This is a genomic window from Pseudomonas syringae, from assembly GCF_021606685.1.
GTDB lineage: Bacteria > Pseudomonadota > Gammaproteobacteria > Pseudomonadales > Pseudomonadaceae > Aquipseudomonas > Aquipseudomonas syringae_R.
Genome location: NZ_WKCB01000025.1, coordinates 1 through 18,046, shown reverse-complemented (window position 1 = coordinate 18,046; position 18,046 = coordinate 1). Strand labels below are relative to the sequence as shown.

Annotated in this window: 16 protein-coding genes; 13 read left to right on the top strand and 3 right to left on the bottom strand. The window is 61.1% G+C overall.

The window, feature by feature from the left end:
- Positions 1-175 precede the first annotated feature (175 nt).
- Positions 176-634, top strand: a complete 459-nt coding sequence (locus tag GIW02_RS12210; protein WP_236419340.1) for an REP-associated tyrosine transposase — start codon at positions 176-178, stop codon at positions 632-634.
- Positions 635-749: 115 nt separating this feature from the next.
- On the opposite strand, the gene GIW02_RS12205 is transcribed toward GIW02_RS12210, so the two are convergent.
- Complete coding sequence (locus GIW02_RS12205; RefSeq protein WP_236419342.1) at positions 750-2,033, bottom strand: Zn-dependent hydrolase; 1,284 nt, start codon at positions 2,031-2,033, stop codon at positions 750-752.
- A gap of 165 nt (positions 2,034-2,198) precedes the next feature.
- Positions 2,199-3,686, bottom strand: a complete 1,488-nt coding sequence (locus GIW02_RS12200) for an NCS1 family nucleobase:cation symporter-1 (protein WP_236419344.1) — start codon at positions 3,684-3,686, stop codon at positions 2,199-2,201.
- Between the two features lie 591 nt (positions 3,687-4,277).
- Between GIW02_RS12200 and hydA the strand changes: the two genes are divergently transcribed.
- The 3 genes from hydA to preA all read left to right on the top strand — a co-directional run bounded on the left by hydA (position 4,278) and on the right by preA (position 8,521).
- Positions 4,278-5,717 (top strand): dihydropyrimidinase, encoded by a 1,440-nt coding sequence (hydA, locus tag GIW02_RS12195; protein ID WP_236419345.1) that lies wholly within the window; start codon positions 4,278-4,280, stop codon positions 5,715-5,717.
- 162 nt (positions 5,718-5,879) lie between these two features.
- Positions 5,880-7,247, top strand: a complete 1,368-nt coding sequence (locus GIW02_RS12190; RefSeq protein ID WP_236421878.1) for an NAD(P)-dependent oxidoreductase — start codon at positions 5,880-5,882, stop codon at positions 7,245-7,247.
- A complete protein-coding gene (preA, locus tag GIW02_RS12185; protein ID WP_236421877.1) occupies positions 7,247-8,521 on the top strand; it encodes an NAD-dependent dihydropyrimidine dehydrogenase subunit PreA in 1,275 nt (424 codons plus the stop codon). Before GIW02_RS12190 ends, preA begins: the two co-directional genes overlap by 1 nt.
- 126 nt (positions 8,522-8,647) lie before the next feature.
- Here preA and GIW02_RS12180 read toward each other — a convergent pair whose 3' ends face one another.
- Positions 8,648-9,268 (bottom strand): TetR/AcrR family transcriptional regulator, encoded by a 621-nt coding sequence (locus tag GIW02_RS12180; protein WP_025854871.1) that lies wholly within the window; start codon positions 9,266-9,268, stop codon positions 8,648-8,650.
- A gap of 116 nt (positions 9,269-9,384) precedes the next feature.
- Between GIW02_RS12180 and copC the strand changes: the two genes are divergently transcribed.
- From copC to GIW02_RS12135, 9 genes are all read left to right on the top strand, one after another.
- Positions 9,385-9,750 carry a copper homeostasis periplasmic binding protein CopC gene (copC, locus tag GIW02_RS12175; RefSeq protein ID WP_236418682.1) on the top strand — a complete coding sequence of 122 codons (366 nt, stop codon included), beginning with the start codon at positions 9,385-9,387 and terminating at the stop codon, positions 9,748-9,750.
- A 3-nt stretch (positions 9,751-9,753) separates the two neighbouring features.
- The gene (gene copD, locus GIW02_RS12170; RefSeq protein WP_236418683.1) at positions 9,754-10,608 is read left to right on the top strand and encodes a copper homeostasis membrane protein CopD; all 855 of its coding nucleotides are present in this window, start codon (positions 9,754-9,756) and stop codon (positions 10,606-10,608) included.
- Positions 10,609-10,823: 215 nt separating this feature from the next.
- Positions 10,824-12,083: an OprD family porin gene (locus tag GIW02_RS12165; RefSeq protein ID WP_236418684.1), complete on the top strand. Its 1,260-nt coding sequence runs from the start codon at positions 10,824-10,826 to the stop codon at positions 12,081-12,083.
- 219 nt (positions 12,084-12,302) lie between these two features.
- Positions 12,303-13,121, top strand: a complete 819-nt coding sequence (locus tag GIW02_RS12160; protein ID WP_236418685.1) for an NAD-dependent epimerase/dehydratase family protein — start codon at positions 12,303-12,305, stop codon at positions 13,119-13,121.
- Positions 13,122-13,150: 29 nt separating this feature from the next.
- Complete coding sequence (locus tag GIW02_RS12155) at positions 13,151-14,026, top strand: SMP-30/gluconolactonase/LRE family protein (RefSeq protein ID WP_236418686.1); 876 nt, start codon at positions 13,151-13,153, stop codon at positions 14,024-14,026.
- A 51-nt stretch (positions 14,027-14,077) separates the two neighbouring features.
- Positions 14,078-15,049, top strand: a complete 972-nt coding sequence (locus tag GIW02_RS12150; protein WP_236418687.1) for a TRAP transporter substrate-binding protein — start codon at positions 14,078-14,080, stop codon at positions 15,047-15,049.
- 63 nt (positions 15,050-15,112) lie between these two features.
- Positions 15,113-15,640, top strand: a complete 528-nt coding sequence (locus GIW02_RS12145; RefSeq protein WP_236418688.1) for a TRAP transporter small permease — start codon at positions 15,113-15,115, stop codon at positions 15,638-15,640.
- A gap of 1 nt (position 15,641) precedes the next feature.
- Positions 15,642-16,922 carry a TRAP transporter large permease gene (locus GIW02_RS12140; protein ID WP_236418690.1) on the top strand — a complete coding sequence of 427 codons (1,281 nt, stop codon included), beginning with the start codon at positions 15,642-15,644 and terminating at the stop codon, positions 16,920-16,922.
- Between the two features lie 160 nt (positions 16,923-17,082).
- Positions 17,083-17,958 (top strand): aldose 1-epimerase, encoded by an 876-nt coding sequence (locus GIW02_RS12135; RefSeq protein ID WP_236418691.1) that lies wholly within the window; start codon positions 17,083-17,085, stop codon positions 17,956-17,958.
- The last annotated feature ends 88 nt before the right edge of the window (positions 17,959-18,046 follow it).

Genomic DNA, 18,046 nt, shown 5'->3' with positions numbered 1-18,046 from the left:
CCATGTGGGAGGGGGCCCTGTACTAGACACACTATGTATGAACACCGCACAACCAATGTGGGAGGGGGCTTGCTCCCGATGGCGGCGTTCCAGACACATCCAGCCAAAAGCCTGTCGATCACTCTTGCAACAGCCGATCTAGCCTCTCAGAACCCCCTGGAAGAGAGGCCAAGGAATGGCAGACTTACCCGCTTCACACCGCCTGCGCATCGGGCGCTTCAGCGAGCGGAGCCGTATCTACCTGATTACGACAAACACTCACGAACGCATCCCGATTTTTTGCGACTTCCACCTGGGTCGGCTGGTTGTCTGGCAATTTCGGCTGGCTCAGTACCAAGGGCTCGCGAACTCCCTTGCGTGGGTGATCATGCCGGACCATTTCCATTGGATTATTGAGCTGAAAAAAGGCTCTTTGGGGGATCTGATGTGTCAGGTGAAGTCCAAGAGTACACGGGCGGTTAATGGTGCAAGTGGGCGCAAAGGAAGACTCTGGCAGGAGAGCTTTCACAACCGGGCACTGCGCAAGGAGGATGACCTGGTGAAAATGGCTCGGTATGTGGTGGCTAATCCATTGCGGGCAGGATTGGTCAAAAAGATCGGCGACTACCCCTTGTGGGATGCCATCTGGATCTAACATCAAACACATGTGGGAGGGGGCTTGCTCCCGATAGCGGTATATCAGCTAGAGATAAGCTAACTGATACACCGCTATCGGGAGCAAGCCCCCTCCCACATTTTTCAACCGCATTTCAGGCCGCGAGTTTGCCGCTGGCGATGGCTGCAGAGGCTGCCACCATCGCGCGCAATAGCACCGCACACCCCGCCGCCAGATCATCCGGCGCAGCATTCTCGATTTCGTTGTGGCTGATGCCACCCTCGCACGGCACAAAAATCATCCCTGCCGGGCCGAGTTCGGCGACGAAGATTGCGTCGTGCCCTGCCCCGCTGACGATATCCATGTTCGACAGGCCCAGGCCGTTTGCCGCATCGCGCACGGCGTCGACGCAGCCTTTGTCGAAATACAGCGGTGGGAAATCCGCCGTGGGTTCCATCTCAAAACTCAAGCCATGCTTGGCACAGGTTTCATCGATCACCTTGCGCACCTGGGCAATCATCGAGTCCAGCCGCGCCGGCTCCAGGTGACGAAAGTCCAGGGTCATGCGCACTTCACCGGGGATGACGTTGCGTGAACCCGGGTAAGCCTGCAGGCAACCCACGGTGCCACACGCGTGCGGCTGATGGCCCAGCGCCGCCGCATTCACTGCGGCAACCACCGCCGCCGCGCCTACCAGCGCGTCCTTGCGCAGGTGCATCGGCGTCGGCCCCGCATGGGCTTCGACGCCGCGCAGCTTGAGGTCGAACCACTTCTGCCCCAACGCGCCGAGTACCACGCCGATGGTTTTTTTCTCATCCTCAAGAATCGGCCCTTGTTCGATATGCGCTTCGAAATACGCACCTACCTTGTGCCCACTCACCGCACGCGAACCGGCATAGCCAATCGCGTTCAGTGCGTCACCCACCGTCACACCATCGGCATCGGTCTTGGCCAAGGTGTCGGCCAGGGTAAATTTCTCGGCAAACACGCCGGAGCCCATCATGCACGGTGGAAAGCGCGAGCCTTCTTCGTTGGTCCACACCACCACTTCCAGCGGCGCTTCGGTTTCGATCTTGAGGTCATTCAACGTGCGCAGCACCTCCACACCGGCCAGCACACCAAAGCATCCGTCAAACTTGCCGCCCGTGGGCTGGGTGTCGATATGGCTGCCGGTCATCACCGGTGGCAGGTTGGGGTTGCGGCCTGGGCGACGGGCGAAGATGTTGCCGATGCCGTCGACCGTCACCGTGCACCCTGCGGCCTCGCACCACTGCACGAACAAGTCGCGGGCCTTGCGGTCGAGGTCGGTGAGGGCCAGGCGGCACACACCGCCCTTGGGGGTGGCGCCGAGTTTGGCGAGGTCCATCAGCGACTGCCACAAGCGGTCGCGGTTGATGTGCTGATGGGTCGATTGCAGAACGTCGAGGGCAGCGTTCATGGGGATCTCCTCAGGCTGATTTTTTATAAGTGGAACAGGTTGAACGCGGTCCAAAGTGGGAGGGGGCTTGCTCGCGATAGCAGTCATTCAGCCAATGCCTGGGCGACTGACCCGCCGCAATCGGGGGCAAGCCCCCTCCCACATTTGGATTGCATTCCACGTCCGTTACAGCGGCGATTTAGCAGTGACCGGGCTGACGCCGCGTTTGACATTCAAGCCGTAATACAGCAAGCCGCCCAGCGCGGAACCGGTAAACCAGCCGTAGCTGTAGAACCAGCTGAACGCATCGCTGCCCAGCGACAGCAAGGTCAGCACCACCGGCACGCCAAACGCGATAAAACCGCTCCAGTTCCACGCCGGGTACACGTCGTCGCGGTACAGGCCTGCGAGGTCCAACTGCTGTTTGCGGGTGATGAAGTAGTCCACCACCATGATCCCGGCAATCGGCCCCAGCAGGCTTGAATAGCCCAGCAACCAATTGGAATACACGGTTTCCAGGCTCACATCCGAGACGATCAACCCAAGTTTTTTCAGCAGTTCATGCCCCATCAGCAGCAGCCCGACCAAGCCGGTGAGGATCACCGCAGTGGTGCGGTTGATCAGCTTGGGGGCAATGTTCTGGAAGTCGTTGGTGGGCGACACGATGTTCGCCGCCGTGTTGGTGGACAAGGTGGCGATAATGATCAGCAGCATGGCGATGGCCACCCACACCGGGCTCTGGATATGCCCGATCAGGGTCACCGGGTCGGACACGCTCACCCCCACCAGCTTGACCGAGGCGGCGGTCATGATCACGCCAAGGGCAGCGAACAGGAACATGGTCAGCGGCAGGCCAAAGATCTGCCCGAGGATCTGGTCCTTCTGGCTTTTGGCGTAGCGGCTGAAGTCGGGAATATTCAACGACAAGGTGGCCCAGAAACCCACCATCGCCGTGAGGCCGGCCATGAAGTAACCGGTGAGGCTCGCGCCCTCAGGGCGCTTGGGCGGGATCGCCATCAGTTCGCTGATCGACACATTCGGCATCGCCCACACCAGCAGGCCGATGCCGACCGCCACCAGCAGCGGTGCGGACAGGGTTTCCAGGCGTTTGATCGACTCGGCGCCACGCAGCACCACCCACAGATTCAGGCACCAGAACACCATGAAACCGATCACTTCACCGGTGCCACCAAGGGATTTCCACCCCTCGAAAATCGAGCCGAGAAACAAGTGGATCGCCAGCCCGCCGAACATGGTCTGGATACCAAACCAACCGCACGCCACCAGCGCGCGAATCAGACACGGCACATTGGAACCGAGGATGCCAAAGGATGAACGCAACAACACCGGAAACGGAATGCCGTACTTGGTGCCAGGGAATGCGTTAAGCGTCAGCGGGATCAGCACCACGATGTTGGCCAGCAAAATGGCCATCAGCGCCTCGCCCACCGATAGGCCGAAATACGCAGTCAGCACCCCGCCCAGGGTATAGGTGGGCACACAGATCGACATGCCGACCCACAGCGCGGTGATGTGCCACTTGTTCCAAGTGCGTTCGTGCACCTTGGTCGGTGCCATGTCGTGGTTGTAGCGAGGGCTGTCGAGGACGTCGGGGCCGGCGTCGAGTTCGTACAGGCCGTTGCGTTCAATGACTTGCGATCTGTTCTGTTGCATGGCCGCTCCACGGTTTTTTCGAATTATTTTTGCTCATCTGCGGGGTAAGTGCAGATGGCCGGAGTACCTCGTAAACAACATGACATCACGGGCCCGGCCAGCCGTCACTGCACTCAATAACCGTGCCGACAACCGCCCTTGAACCCGCACCGCTTATATAACTGGCTGATGTTAATCAGCTTTCCGATTGAGCCTCGGGTACTTGTCAGGCTGCTCAGGCTGAACAGCGCGCAAGTTGTCCGAACTGTCAGGACTCAATCTGGTGCAACACAATTATTTTTATTTCCCGGCCCCGTCAAGGGGCATGTCTCAAGCGTCTGATTTGCAATAAGAAATGTTGTTCAATTTAAGAACCTGTCAAGTGCGTCAAAATGGTGAGCGACCGCTACATTTTGGTGAATTGTTATTTTTATCCATATAAATCAATGACATAAACAAGATATAAGCTTATAAAAAATCTTCTTGCTCAATCGAAAAACTCGGGCTAGTTTCTATTCCTGTCACCGATGACAGGAATTAACCGAACATCGGCAAGCAGCATTACAACACTTAGAACTGGCACAAGCCGGTCAAGCCTGTGAGGAACTCGACATGTCGCTGTTGATCCGTGGCGCCACCGTAATTACCCATGATGAAAGTTACCGCGCCGACGTGTTATGTGCCGGCGGTCTGATTCGCGCTATTGGCACGGATCTGGATATTCCCGCCGGCACCGAAATACTCGACGGCAGCGGCCAATACTTGATGCCCGGCGGCATCGACCCACATACCCATATGCAACTGCCGTTCATGGGCACGGTGGCCAGTGAAGACTTTTTCAGTGGCACGGCAGCTGGCCTGGCGGGCGGCACCACGTCGATCATCGACTTCGTGATCCCCAACCCGCAGCAATCGCTGATGGAAGCGTTCCACCAGTGGCGTGGCTGGGCTGAAAAGTCCGCGTCCGACTACGGTTTTCACGTGGCGATCACTTGGTGGAGCGAGCAGGTGCGCGAGGAAATGGCCGAACTGGTGAGCCACCACGGCATCAACAGCTTCAAGCATTTCATGGCTTACAAGAACGCGATCATGGCGGCGGACGACACCCTGGTCGCCAGCTTTGAGCGCTGCCTGGAACTGGGCGCAGTGCCCACCGTGCATGCCGAGAACGGTGAGCTGGTGTACCACCTGCAACGCAAGCTGATGGCTCAGGGCATCACCGGGCCGGAAGCGCACCCGCTGTCGCGTCCGTCCCAGGTGGAGGGCGAAGCGGCCAGCCGCGCAATCCGCATCGCCGAGACCATCGGCACGCCGCTGTACCTGGTGCATGTGTCCACCAAGGAGGCACTGGATGAAATCACCTATGCCCGAGGCAAGGGCCAGGCGGTGTACGGCGAAGTGCTCGCCGGCCACTTGCTGCTGGACGATAGCGTCTACCAGCACCCCGACTGGCAAACCGCTGCCGGCTACGTGATGAGCCCGCCGTTCCGCCCGCGCGGGCATCAAGAGGCGCTGTGGCACGGCCTGCAATCGGGCAACTTGCACACCACCGCCACCGACCACTGCTGCTTCTGCGCCGAGCAAAAAGCCGTGGGCCGTGACGACTTCAGCAAGATCCCCAACGGCACCGCCGGTATCGAAGACCGCATGGCGCTGCTGTGGCACGAAGGCGTCAACACCGGGCGCCTGTCGATGCAGGAATTTGTCGCGCTGACCTCCACCAACACCGCGAAGATTTTCAATCTCTACCCGCGTAAAGGTGCGATCCGCGTGGGTGCCGATGCTGATCTGGTGCTGTGGGACCCCGAAGGCACACGCACGATTTCCGCCAAGACCCATCACCAGCAAGTCGACTTCAATATCTTCGAAGGCAAGACCGTGCGCGGTGTGCCGAGCCACACCATCAGCCAGGGCAAGCTGGTCTGGGCCGATGGTGACCTGCGCGCCGAACGCGGTGCCGGGCGGTATGTGGAGCGGCCGGCGTATCCGTCGGTGTTTGAGCAGTTGAGCAAGCGGGCGGAGCATTCCAAGCCAGTGGCTGTGAACCGCTGATATCGCCTTCGCGAGCAAGCCCGCTCCCACATTCGGCTGCGTTCCTCCAGACAAAACGGGGTCGAATGTGGGAGCGGGCTTGCTCGCGAAGAGGCCAGCACAAGCAACACAAAAACCAATGCCCATCAGAGGCAGTACCTCAATAACCGTGAGGCCACCACCGTGATCCAGACCCTGACCCACCTCCCCCATCCCCCTGAAGATGGGCCGACGCTCGCCAGCCATTTCACCGACCTGGCGCCGCCCCTCAATGCCCGCCAGGCGCAATTGGAAGCCTCGCGCTGCCTGTACTGCTATGACGCGCCGTGCGTGAACGCGTGCCCGAGCGAGATCGACATCCCGTCGTTCATCCGCAACATCCACACCGAAAACGTGCAAGGCGCCGCGCAAAAAATCCTCTCGGCCAACATCCTCGGCGGCAGCTGCGCGCGGGTTTGCCCGACGGAGATTTTGTGCCAGCAGGCCTGCGTACGTAACAACGCCGAAGAATGTGCCCCGGTGCTGATCGGCCTGTTGCAACGCTACGCCATCGACAACGCGCACTTCAGCGAACACCCCTTCCAGCGCGCTGCGCCCACCGGCAAGCGGATCGCCGTGGTCGGCGCCGGGCCAGCGGGTTTGGCGTGCGCGCACCGCGCCGCGCTGCACGGCCATGACGTGGTGATTTTCGAAGCGCGGGAAAAAGCCGGCGGCCTGAATGAATACGGGATCGCCAAGTACAAGCTGGTGGATGACTTCGCACAAAAGGAACTGAATTTCCTCCTGCAGATCGGCGGCATCGAGATTCGCCACGGCCAGCGCCTGGGCGATAACCTCACCTTGAGCGAGCTGAACCAGCAATTCGACGCGGTGTTCCTCGGCCTTGGCCTGGCCGCCAGCAAGCAGCTCGGCCTGCCCCATGAAGACGCCCCCGGTCTGCTCGCCGCCACCGACTACATCCGCGAACTGCGCCAGGCCGATGACCTCACCCAACTGCCCCTGGCCGACCGTTGCATCGTGCTCGGCGCGGGCAACACCGCCATCGACATGGCCGTGCAAATGGCCCGCCTCGGTGCTCGCGATGTGAATCTGGTGTACCGCAGAGGCCTGGCGGACATGGGCGCCACCCACCACGAACAGGACATTGCCAAGGCCAATCAGGTACGCCTGCTGACTTGGGCCCAGCCCCAAGAAGTGCTGTTGGATGAACAGGGCCACGTGCGCGGCATGCGCTTTTCGCGCACGCGCATGGAAAACGGGCGCCTGCACCCCACCGGCGAGACCTTCGAACTGGCCGCCGATGCGATCTTCAAGGCGATCGGCCAAGGCTTCGACAGCAAGGCCTTGCACGACCCACTGGCCCAGCAACTGCACCGCGTCGGCGAACGGATTTTTGTCGATGAGCACCTGCGCACCAGTATTCCCGGCGTGTATGCCGGTGGCGATTGCGTCAGCCTCGGCCAGGACCTCACCGTACAGGCCGTGCAACATGGCAAGCTGGCCGCTGAAGCCATGCACGCCCAACTCATGCTGAATGTGGAGGCTGCGTAATGGCCGATCTCTCGATTGTGTTCGCCGGTATCAAAGCCCCCAACCCCTTCTGGCTGGCCTCCGCGCCGCCCACCGACAAGGCCTACAACGTGGTCCGTGCCTTCGAAGCGGGCTGGGGCGGCGTGGTCTGGAAAACCCTCGGTGAAGACCCGGCAGCGGTCAACGTGTCGTCACGGTACTCGGCGCACTTTGGCGCCAACCGTGAAGTGCTGGGCATCAACAATATCGAACTGATCACCGACCGCTCCCTGGAGATCAACCTGCGGGAAATCACCCAGGTGAAAAAGGACTGGCCCGATCGCGCGTTGATCGTGTCGCTGATGGTGCCTTGCGTGGAGCAATCGTGGAAAAACATTCTGCCGCTGGTGGAAGCCACCGGCTGCGACGGAATCGAGCTGAACTTCGGCTGCCCCCACGGCATGCCCGAGCGCGGCATGGGCGCGGCGGTGGGCCAGGTGCCGGAGTATGTGGAACAGGTGACGCGCTGGTGCAAGACCTATTGCTCGTTGCCGGTGATCGTCAAGCTCACGCCGAACATCACTGATATCCGCGTGGCGGCGCGCGCGGCGTATCGCGGTGGCGCGGATGCGGTGTCGCTGATCAACACCATCAACTCGATCACCAGCGTCGACCTGGAGCGTATGGTTGCCCTGCCCGTGGTTGGCACCCAGAGCACCCACGGTGGCTATTGCGGTTCGGCGGTCAAGCCGATTGCGCTGAATATGGTCGCGGAGATCGCCCGCGACCCGCAGACCCAAGGCCTGCCGATCTGCGGCATCGGCGGCATCGGCAACTGGCGCGATGCGGCGGAATTCGTCGCGCTGGGCTGTGGCGCAGTGCAGGTGTGCACGGCGGCGATGCTGCATGGGTTTCGGATTGTCGAGGAAATGAAAGATGGGCTGTCGCGCTGGATGGACAGCCAAGGCTACACAAGCCTGCAGGCATTTTCCGGGCGGGCGGTGGGCAATACTACGGATTGGAAGTACCTGGATATCAACTACCAAGTCATCGCCAAGATCGACCAGGCAGCCTGCATTGGCTGTGGGCGTTGCCACATAGCCTGTGAGGATACGTCGCACCAGGCGATCGCCAGTTTGAAACAGGCGGATGGCACGCATAAGTACGAGGTGATTGATGACGAGTGCGTGGGCTGCAACCTGTGTCAGATCACCTGCCCGGTGGCCGATTGCATCGAGATGGTGCCGATGGAGACGGGTAAGCCGTTTCTGAATTGGACGCAGGATCCGAGGAATCCTTATCGGGAGGCGGTGTAGGTCTTTAGGGCCTCATCGGGGGCAAGCCCCCTCCCACATTTACTGCATTTTGCCTGAAGGAATGCAGTCAGATGTGGGAGGGGGCTTGCCCCCGATGAGGCCCTCAGCCCCACCACGAGGCCCAGCTCAAGGCTCCAACCCAATCCCGCGCAAAATCACACTGGTCACCGTCTGTATCGCCTTCTCGAACTGCATGTCCGACAACGGCTGGTGATCATTCAAAATCTTCACCTGATGATCAAAGTCGGCATAGTGCTGGGTCGACGCCCAGATCATGTACAGCAGGCTCGACGGTTCCACGGGCAGAATGCGTTTGTCTTCCACCCACTGGCGAATTTTCGCTTCCTTCATCTTGGCCCAGTCGTACAGGCTTTCATCCAGGGCCTCACCGAGGGTGGGCGCACCGTGGATGATTTCATTGGCCCAGACCTTGGAGCCATAAGGCCGCGTGCGCGAGCGTTGCATCTTGGCGCGGATGTAACTGCTGAGCACTACCCGGGGATCATCGAAGGTTTCGAAACTCAGGGCGTCCTGCTTCCACACTTCCAGCAAGTCGAACAGCACCGCGCTGTACAGCTCGCTCTTGGTGGTGAAGTAGTAATGCAGGTTGGAACGCGGCAGTTGCACTTCTTCAGCGATATCCGCCATGGCGGTGCTGCCATAACCCTTCTCGGCGAAGATTTTCTCTGCCGCCAGCAGGATTTTTTCGACGTTGACCCGACGGATACCGATCTTGTGATTGCCCATAAGGGCTCCCTGACAAAGACATAGGGCAAAGACTACCACCCGCTCTAGATCGGGGCGACAGGCGCAGCTGAAACTTCGTACACTGCCCGCTCCTCCCCATTGATGGGTATTGCGCAATGTTGATCAAGAAAACCGTTACCACCGTCACACTGCTCGCGTCCTTGCTGGGCGCCTCCGCGGCATTTGCCCATGCCCACCTCAAAAGCACCACACCGGCGGCAGACAGCAGCGTCACGGCACCGGCCGAGCTGCGCCTGACCTTCAGCGAAGGCGTCGAGGCGACCTTTACCAAAGTGTCGCTGAGCAAAGACGGCACCGAGGTCGCGATCAAGGGCCTGGATACGCCGGACGCCGACAAGAAAACCCTGGTGGTCACGCCTGCCGCCCCGCTCGCGCCCGGCAACTACACCGTGGTGTGGAACGCCGTGTCGGTCGACACCCACAAGAGCAACGGCGAATACCGCTTCAAGGTCGGCCAATAATCCATGGCGAGCCTGCTGGTGCTGTGTCGCTTCGTGCATTTCAGCGTCGTGTTGTTGATGTTCGGGGCCTGTGTACTCAGGCCCTGGTTGCTCGGCGCAGCACCGCAGCCGGCACTGGACCGGCAACTGCTGCGCATCAGCCGTGGCCTGGCCTGCCTGGGGCTGTGCACGGGCGCGGCCTGGTTGCTGTTGATCACGGCGAGCATGGCCGGCAGTTGGGACGCAGCGCTGCAACCGGCCACGGTGCACCTGGTGCTGGGCAAGACGTTTTTCGGCCAGGTGTGGGTCTGGCACTTGCTGTTCAACCTGTTGCTGCTGGCGCTGCTCAAACCCTGGCCCGCCCTGCGCCTGCCCTTGACCGCCCTGCTGCTGGCGACCCTGGCCCCGGTCGGCCATGGCGCCATGCTCGACGGGCTGAGCGGGCAGTTGTTGATCCTCAACCAAGTGGTGCATCTGCTGTGCGTCGGCGCATGGCTCGGCGGGCTGATGGTGCTGGTGCTGATCCTCCGGCAGCCGCAGGGTTTTGCATTGGCGCCGATTCTGCGCCGCTTCAGCGGCGTGGGTTATGGCCTGGTCGCCGGGTTGCTGGTGACGGGTTTGATCAATGTGCGCGTGCTCACCGGGCAGTTATGGCCCACGCCGCTGTTCACCGGGTTCGCCCTGATTTTGCTGATCAAGGTGATGTTGGTGCTAGGCATGCTGGCGCTGGCATTGCTGAATCGATTGCGCCTTGCGCGCTGCGAAGAACGAGTGGGCACCTTGCAGACCAGTGTGGTGGTTGAATGGTTACTGGGTGTTTCAGCGGTGGCGGCGGTGTCGCTGCTTGGCACCCTTCCACCCATGGTCATACCCCACTGAAAACCTTCACTTGAAGTGGGGTCAATGTGGAAGGGGCGGTGCGACGATTCGACTTGCCCCGCCACATTCACTGTGCTCACTTTTATATCGTCGCGCCGTGGTCATCGTATAACTTCTGCTTGACACCCCACGAAATCCTCGCAAATATCCGCCCCAATGTTGTACGACGACGTATGACAAATAATAAAAACAACAAAAGAAAAGGGAGCTTCACTGTGAGTCAATTCGCCCGCAATTCCTCTCGCCTCGGTCTTATCAGCCTCAGCAGCCTCGCCTTCACCCTGCCCCTCACGGCCCACGCCGATGGGTTTGTCGACGACGCCAAAGCCACGCTCAACCTGCGCAACGCCTACTTCAACCGCAACTTCACCAACCCGACCAACCCCCAGGGCAAGGCTGAAGAGTGGACGCAGAACTTCATCCTCGACGCCAAATCCGGCTTTACCCAGGGCACCGTCGGCTTCGGGATTGACGTGCTGGGCCTGTATTCGCAAAAACTCGATGGTGGCAAAGGCACCGCCGGCACCCAGCTGCTGCCGGTCCACGACGACGGCCGCCCGGCCGACAATTTCGGGCGCCTGGGCGTGGCGCTGAAAACCAAGCTGTCGAAGACCGAGTTGAAAGTCGGCGAATGGATGCCGGTGCTGCCGATCCTGCGCTCCGACGACGGTCGCTCGCTGCCCCAGACCTTTCGTGGCGGCCAGATCACGTCCAATGAAATCGCCGGCCTGAGCCTGTATGGCGGGCAGTTTCGCGGCAACAGCCCGCGCAACGACGCGAGCATGGAAGACATGTTCATGAACGGCAAAGCCGCGTTTACCTCGGACCGTTTCAACTTCGGTGGCGGCGAATACACGTTCAATGAAAAACGCACGCAGGTCGGCCTGTGGTACGCCGAACTCAGCGACATCTACCAACAGCGCTACATCAACCTGAACCACAGCCAGCCCGTGGGCGACTGGACACTGGGTGCCAACCTCGGCTACTTCAGCGGCAAAGAAGACGGCAGCGCCCTGGCTGGCGACCTAGACAACAAAACCGCCTTCGCGCTGCTCTCGGCCAAGTACCAGGGCCACACCTTCTACGTGGGCCTGCAGAAACTCACCGGCGACAGCGTGTGGATGCGGGTCAACGGCACCAGCGGCGGCACGCTGGCCAACGACAGCTACAACGCCAGCTACGACAACGCCAAGGAGAAATCCTGGCAGCTGCGCCATGACTTCAACTTCGTGGTACTCGGCGTGCCCGGGCTGACCCTGATGAACCGCTATATCAGCGGCAGCAATGTGCACACCGGGACCATCACCGACGGCAAGGAATGGGGGCGCGAATCGGAACTGGCCTACACGGTGCAGAGCGGCGCGCTGAAGAACCTGAACGTGAAGTGGCGCAACTCGACCATGCGCCGCGATTTCAGCAATAACGAGTTCGATGAAAACCGGATCTTCATCAGCTATCCAATCTCACTGTTGTAGAACTCAGTCTTCCAGCCACAAAAAGCCCCCTGTGGGAGGGGGCTTGCTCCCGATAGCGGTGGGTCAGTCACAGCTGCATTCACTGACACTCCGCCATCAGGGGCAAGCCGCCTCCCACATTTGCACACGGTCATCTGGAGAACGTTGACAACCTGAGGAATCCCTAACAATACTTCGCTATAGTCATACGACAACCTACAACAAAAACCTGGAACGCCCATGACCACCACAACCACGCCTGTTCCCTTCAACCGTCTGCTGCTCACCGGTGCCGCCGGTGGCCTGGGCAAGGTTCTGCGCGAACGCCTGCGCCCTTACACGAACGTACTGCGCCTGTCGGATATCGCCGAGATGGCCGCCGCCGGCGACCATGAAGAAGTACAACCCTGCGACCTCGCCGACAAACAAGCCGTGCACCATCTGGTGGAAGGCGTCGACGCGATCCTGCACTTTGGCGGCGTGTCAGTGGAGCGCTCGTTTGAAGAAGTGCTCGGCGCCAACATCAGCGGCACATTCCATATCTACGAGGCCGCACGGCGCCATGGCGTGAAGCGCGTGATCTTCGCCAGTTCCAACCATGTGATCGGCTTCTACAAGCAAACCGAAACCATCGACGCCCATTCGCCACGCCGCCCGGACAGCTACTACGGGCTGTCCAAGTCCTACGGCGAGGACATGGCCAGTTTCTACTTTGATCGCTATGGCATCGAGACGGTGAGCATCCGAATCGGCTCCTCGTTCCCGCAGCCACAGAACCGTCGGATGATGCACACCTGGCTGAGTTTCGACGACCTTACCCAGCTGCTCGAACGCGCGCTGTATACCCCCAACGTCGGCCACACCGTGGTCTACGGCATGTCGGATAACCTCGACACCTGGTGGGACAACCGCTACGCCGCGCACCTGGGTTTTGCGCCCAAGGACAGCTCCGAAGTGTTCCGCGCCGAGGTCGAAGCGCAGCCGCCGGTTGCCGCCGATGACCCGGCCAAGGTCTACCAGGGTGGTGCGTTCTGCGCCGCCGGGCCGTTCGGTGACTGATACAGACCACCCCAAGGGAATGAGTGGCCATGACTGCTGAATTGATTGTCGACGCCCGCAATGCCGTAGGCGAATGCCCAGTGTGGGTGCCAGAAGAAAACGCGCTGTACTGGGTGGATATCCCCAACGGTGGCCTGCAACGCTGGAGCGCCACCAGCGGCCACATCGCCGCCTGGACAGCCCCGCAGATGCTCGCCTGCATCGCGCGCACCACGGCAGGCAACTGGGTGGCCGGGATGGAAAGCGGGTTTTTCCAGCTGACCCCGCACAACGACGGCAGCCTCGACACCACGGCCCTGGCCGGTGTCGAGCACCCGCGCGCGGACATGCGCCTGAACGACGGCCGCTGTGACCGCCAGGGCCGCTTCTGGGCCGGCAGCATGGTGCTGAACATGGGCTTGAATGCCGCCGAGGGCATTCTGTACCGCTACGCGTCCGGTTCGGCGCCGCATGCTCAGTTGGACGGGTTCATCACACTCAACGGCCTGGCCTTCAGCCCCGATGGCCGCACGATGTACGCCTCGGACTCACACCCGCTGGTCCAGCAGATCTGGGCCTTTGACTACGACACCGAGACCGGCACGCCGTCCAATCGCCGCGTGTTCGTCGACATGCACCAGCACCTCGGGCGCCCCGACGGCGCAGCGGTGGATGCCGACGGCTGCTACTGGATCTGCGCCAACGACGCTGGCCTGGTCCACCGTTTCACCCCCCAGGGTCGCCTGGACCGTTCGCTGAACGTGCCGGTGAAAAAACCCACCATGTGCGCCTTTGGCGGCAGTCGCCTGGACACGCTGTTTGTCACCTCGATCCGTGACGACCCGCGTGAGCAGTCACTGTCCGGCGGCGTGTTCGCCCTCAACCCCGGCGTTACCGGTTTGCCGGAGCCCAGCTTCATCCTCTAGCTGCATCGCTGTGCATTGAATACAACAATAAAAACACAGGAGTGACACCCCATGGACTTCAAACGCACCTTGCTCGCCGCCGCACTTCCACTCACCTTCGTACTCAGCAGCGCCGCCCACGCGCTGGAAATCAAATTCGCCGACATCCACCCCGCCGGCTACCCCACCGTCGTCGCCGAAGAGAACATGGGCAAGGCCCTGACCAAGGAAAGCAACGGCGAATTGACCTTCAAATACTTCCCAGGCGGCGTGCTGGGCTCCGAGAAGGAAGTGGTCGAACAGGCCCAGGTCGGCGCCGTGCAGATGACCCGCGTCAGCCTCGGCATCGTCGGCCCGGTGGTGCCGGACGTGAACGTGTTCAACCTGCCGTTCGTGTTCCGCGACCAGGCGCATATGCGCAAGGTCATCGACGGCGAGATCGGTGACGAGATCCTTGCCAAGATCACCGACTCCGAATTCGGCCTGGTAGCCCTGGCCTGGATGGACGGCGGCACCCGCAACCTCTACACCAAGAAGCCGGTGCGCAACATCGCAGACCTCAAGGGCATGAAGATCCGCGTGCAGGGCAACCCGTTGTTCATCGACGCCTTCAACGCGATGGGCGCCAACGGCATCGCCATGGACACCGGCGAGATCTTCAGCGCCTTGCAGACCGGGGTTATCGACGGCGCGGAAAACAACCCGCCCACGCTGCTCGAACACAACCACTTCCAGAACGCCAAGTTCTACACGCTCACCGAGCACCTGATCCTGCCCGAGCCCATCGTGATGTCGAAAATCACCTGGAACAAGCTCACCCCCGCCCAGCAGGACATGGTAAAAAAAGCCGCCAAGGTCGCCCAGGCCGACGAGCGCGTGTTGTGGGACGCCAAGTCCGCCAGCAGCGAAACCAAGCTCAAGGCCGCCGGGGTCGAGTTCATCACCGTCGACAAAAAACCCTTCTACGACGCCACCGCAGCGGTTCGCGCCAAGTACGGCGCGGCTTACGCCGACATCATCAAGCGCATCGACGCCGTCGAGTAACCCCCCCTCCTCCAGCAAGGCCTGGCGCGGTCGGCATTGACGCGCCCGGTTACGGTGAACGCCATGAAGAATTTACTGTTGCGCATCAACGACCGCATCTACATGACCTGCATCTGGGTCGCCGGCCTCTCGGTTCTCGGGGTGGCACTGATCATTCCCTGGGGCATCTTCGCCCGCTACATCCTCGGCACCGGCTCCAGCTGGCCGGAGCCCACCGCCATCCTGCTGATGCTGGTGTTCACCTTTATCGGCGCTGCCGCCAGCTACCGCGCCGGCGCGCATATGTCGGTGGCCATGATCACCGATCGCCTGCCGCCCGCTCAACGTCGAATCGTGAGCATTATTTCGCAATTGCTGATGGCGACCATCTGCCTGTTCATGACGGTGTGGGGCGCCAAGCTGTGCCTGTCCACCTGGAACCAGTTCATGAGCGCCATCCCTACCCTGCGCGTGGGCATCACCTACATGCCGATCCCGATCGGCGGGCTGCTGACCCTGGTGTTTGTGCTGGAAAAACTACTGCTCGGTGATCAAAGCAACCGCAGGGTCGTGCGCTTCGACCTGGTTGAAGAAAGCGAAGGGGCTGCCTGATATGGACGCATTGATTCTGTTGGGCAGCTTTATCGCCTTGATCCTGATCGGCATGCCGGTGGCCTACGCGCTCGGGCTGTCGGCGCTGATTGGCGCGTGGTGGATCGACATTCCGTTCCAGGCCTTGATGATTCAAGTGGCGGGCGGGGTGAACAAATTTTCGTTGATGGCGATTCCGTTCTTCGTGCTGGCCGGGGCGATCATGGCCGAGGGCGGCATGTCGCGGCGCCTGGTGGCGTTTGCCGGGGTGCTGGTGGGTTTTGTGCGCGGCGGTTTATCGCTGGTCAACATCATGGCCTCGACGTTTTTTGGCGCCATTTCCGGCTCATCGGTGGCGGACACCGCCTCGGTCGGCTCGGTGCTGATCCCGGAAATGGAACGTCGCGGGTATCCCCGCGAATTTGCCACCGCAGTAACCATCAGCGGCTCGGTGCAGGCGCTGCTGACCCCGCCCAGCCACAACTCGGTGCTCTACTCCCTGGCCGCCGGCGGCACGGTGTCTATCGCCTCGCTGTTCATGGCTGGTGTGGTCCCGGGCTTGCTGATGAGCGCCTGCCTGATGGTGCTGTGCCTGATCTTCGCGAAGAAGCGCGACTACCCCAAGGGCGAAGTCATCCCCTTGAAACAGGCGCTGAAAATCTGCGCCGACGCGCTCTGGGGGCTGATGGCCATGGTGATCATCCTCGGCGGCATCCTGTCGGGCATCTTCACGGCCACCGAGTCTGCGGCGATCGCCGTGCTTTGGGCATTTTTCGTGACCATGTTCATCTACCGCGACTACAAATGGAGTGAGCTGCCCAAGCTGATGCACCGCACGGTGCGCACCATTTCCATCGTGATGATCCTGATCGCCTTCGCCGCCAGCTTCGGCTACATCATGACCTTGATGCAGATCCCGGCGAAGATCACCACGATGTTCCTGACCCTGTCGGACAACCGCTACGTGATCCTGATGTGCATCAACGCCATGCTGCTGTTGCTCGGCACGGTGATGGACATGGCGCCGCTGATTCTGATCCTTACACCGATCCTGCTGCCGGTGGTGCTGGGTATTGGCGTCGACCCGGTGCACTTCGGCATGATCATGCTGGTCAACCTCGGCATCGGCCTGATCACCCCGCCGGTGGGTGCGGTACTGTTTGTGGGCGCGGCGGTGGGCAAGGTCAGCATCGAGAAAACCGTGAAGGCGCTGCTGCCGTTTTATGGCGTGCTGTTTCTGGTATTGATGGCCGTGACCTATATTCCGGCGTTGTCGCTGTGGCTGCCGAGCGTGGTGCTGTAAACCTTGCTTCAAGACAACAACGATCAACTGTGGGAGCGGGCTTGCTCGCTAAGTCGGTATACCCGTAAAGGATGTACCGGCTGACACACCGCTTTCGCGAGCAAGCCCGCTCCCACATTTTGAACACCCGTGTTTGTTCTATTTCATACGGCGGAACACCATGCCTTCGAGCTTCGTCGAACTTCAGGATCAACTCACCCACCTCACCCTGGCCCCCGCCATCGGCGGCAGCATCGTCAACTGGACGGTGCGCGCCACCGGCCAGCCGCTGTTGCGCCACAGCGATGAGCAGGCGATCACTACCGAGCTGCCGGGCAAGCTGGGCTGCTACCCGTTGGCACCGTGGTCGAACCGGATTGCCCAAGGCGGTTTCGACAATCCCGCCGGTTGGCTGGCGCTGACGCCCAACAGCCTTACCGACCCCTTGCCGATTCATGGCTCGGCCTGGCAGCAGGCGTGGCGCGTGGTGAGCCAGACAACGCATGAAGTGGTGCTGGAGGTGGTGTGCGACACGCCGTTCGCCTATCGCGCCGAGCAGCGGTTTCGCTTGCACGACGGTGAACTGCGTATCGGCCTGCGCGTCACGCATCTGGCTGAAAAGCCAGCATGGCATGGGCTGGGGCTGCATCCCTACCTGCCGCGTCGGCCGGGTACACGCTTGCAGGCCAAGGCTGCACAGGTGTGGTTGAGTGATGCGTGCAAGCTGCCCACGGGGCTGACGCCAATCCCGGCGGAGTGGGATTTCAGCCAGCCCAAGGCACTCCCGGAGGGCCTGGTGGACAATGGGTTTTGCCAATGGGACGGGCAGTGTGTGATCGAGCAACCGGAGCTTGGGTATACGCTGGAATGCCAGGCCAGTGGCGCCGATTACTTCCTGTTGTTCTGCCCGCCGGGGTTGGGGTTCTTTTGTATTGAGCCGGTGAGTCACCCGGTGAATGCGCATCACTTGTCGGGTAGGCCCGGGTTGAAGTTGCTGGAACAAGGCCAATCAACCCAACTGGAGTTCAGCCTGAAATACTGCGCCCTGCAAGGGTGAGCTTTTGTGGCGACGGAGTGTAGCGGCTGGCCTCTGTGTTGCGCGGGGTGTCGCTTGTTGGGCGAGGCGCGGGCGCTGGAGGGGAGTG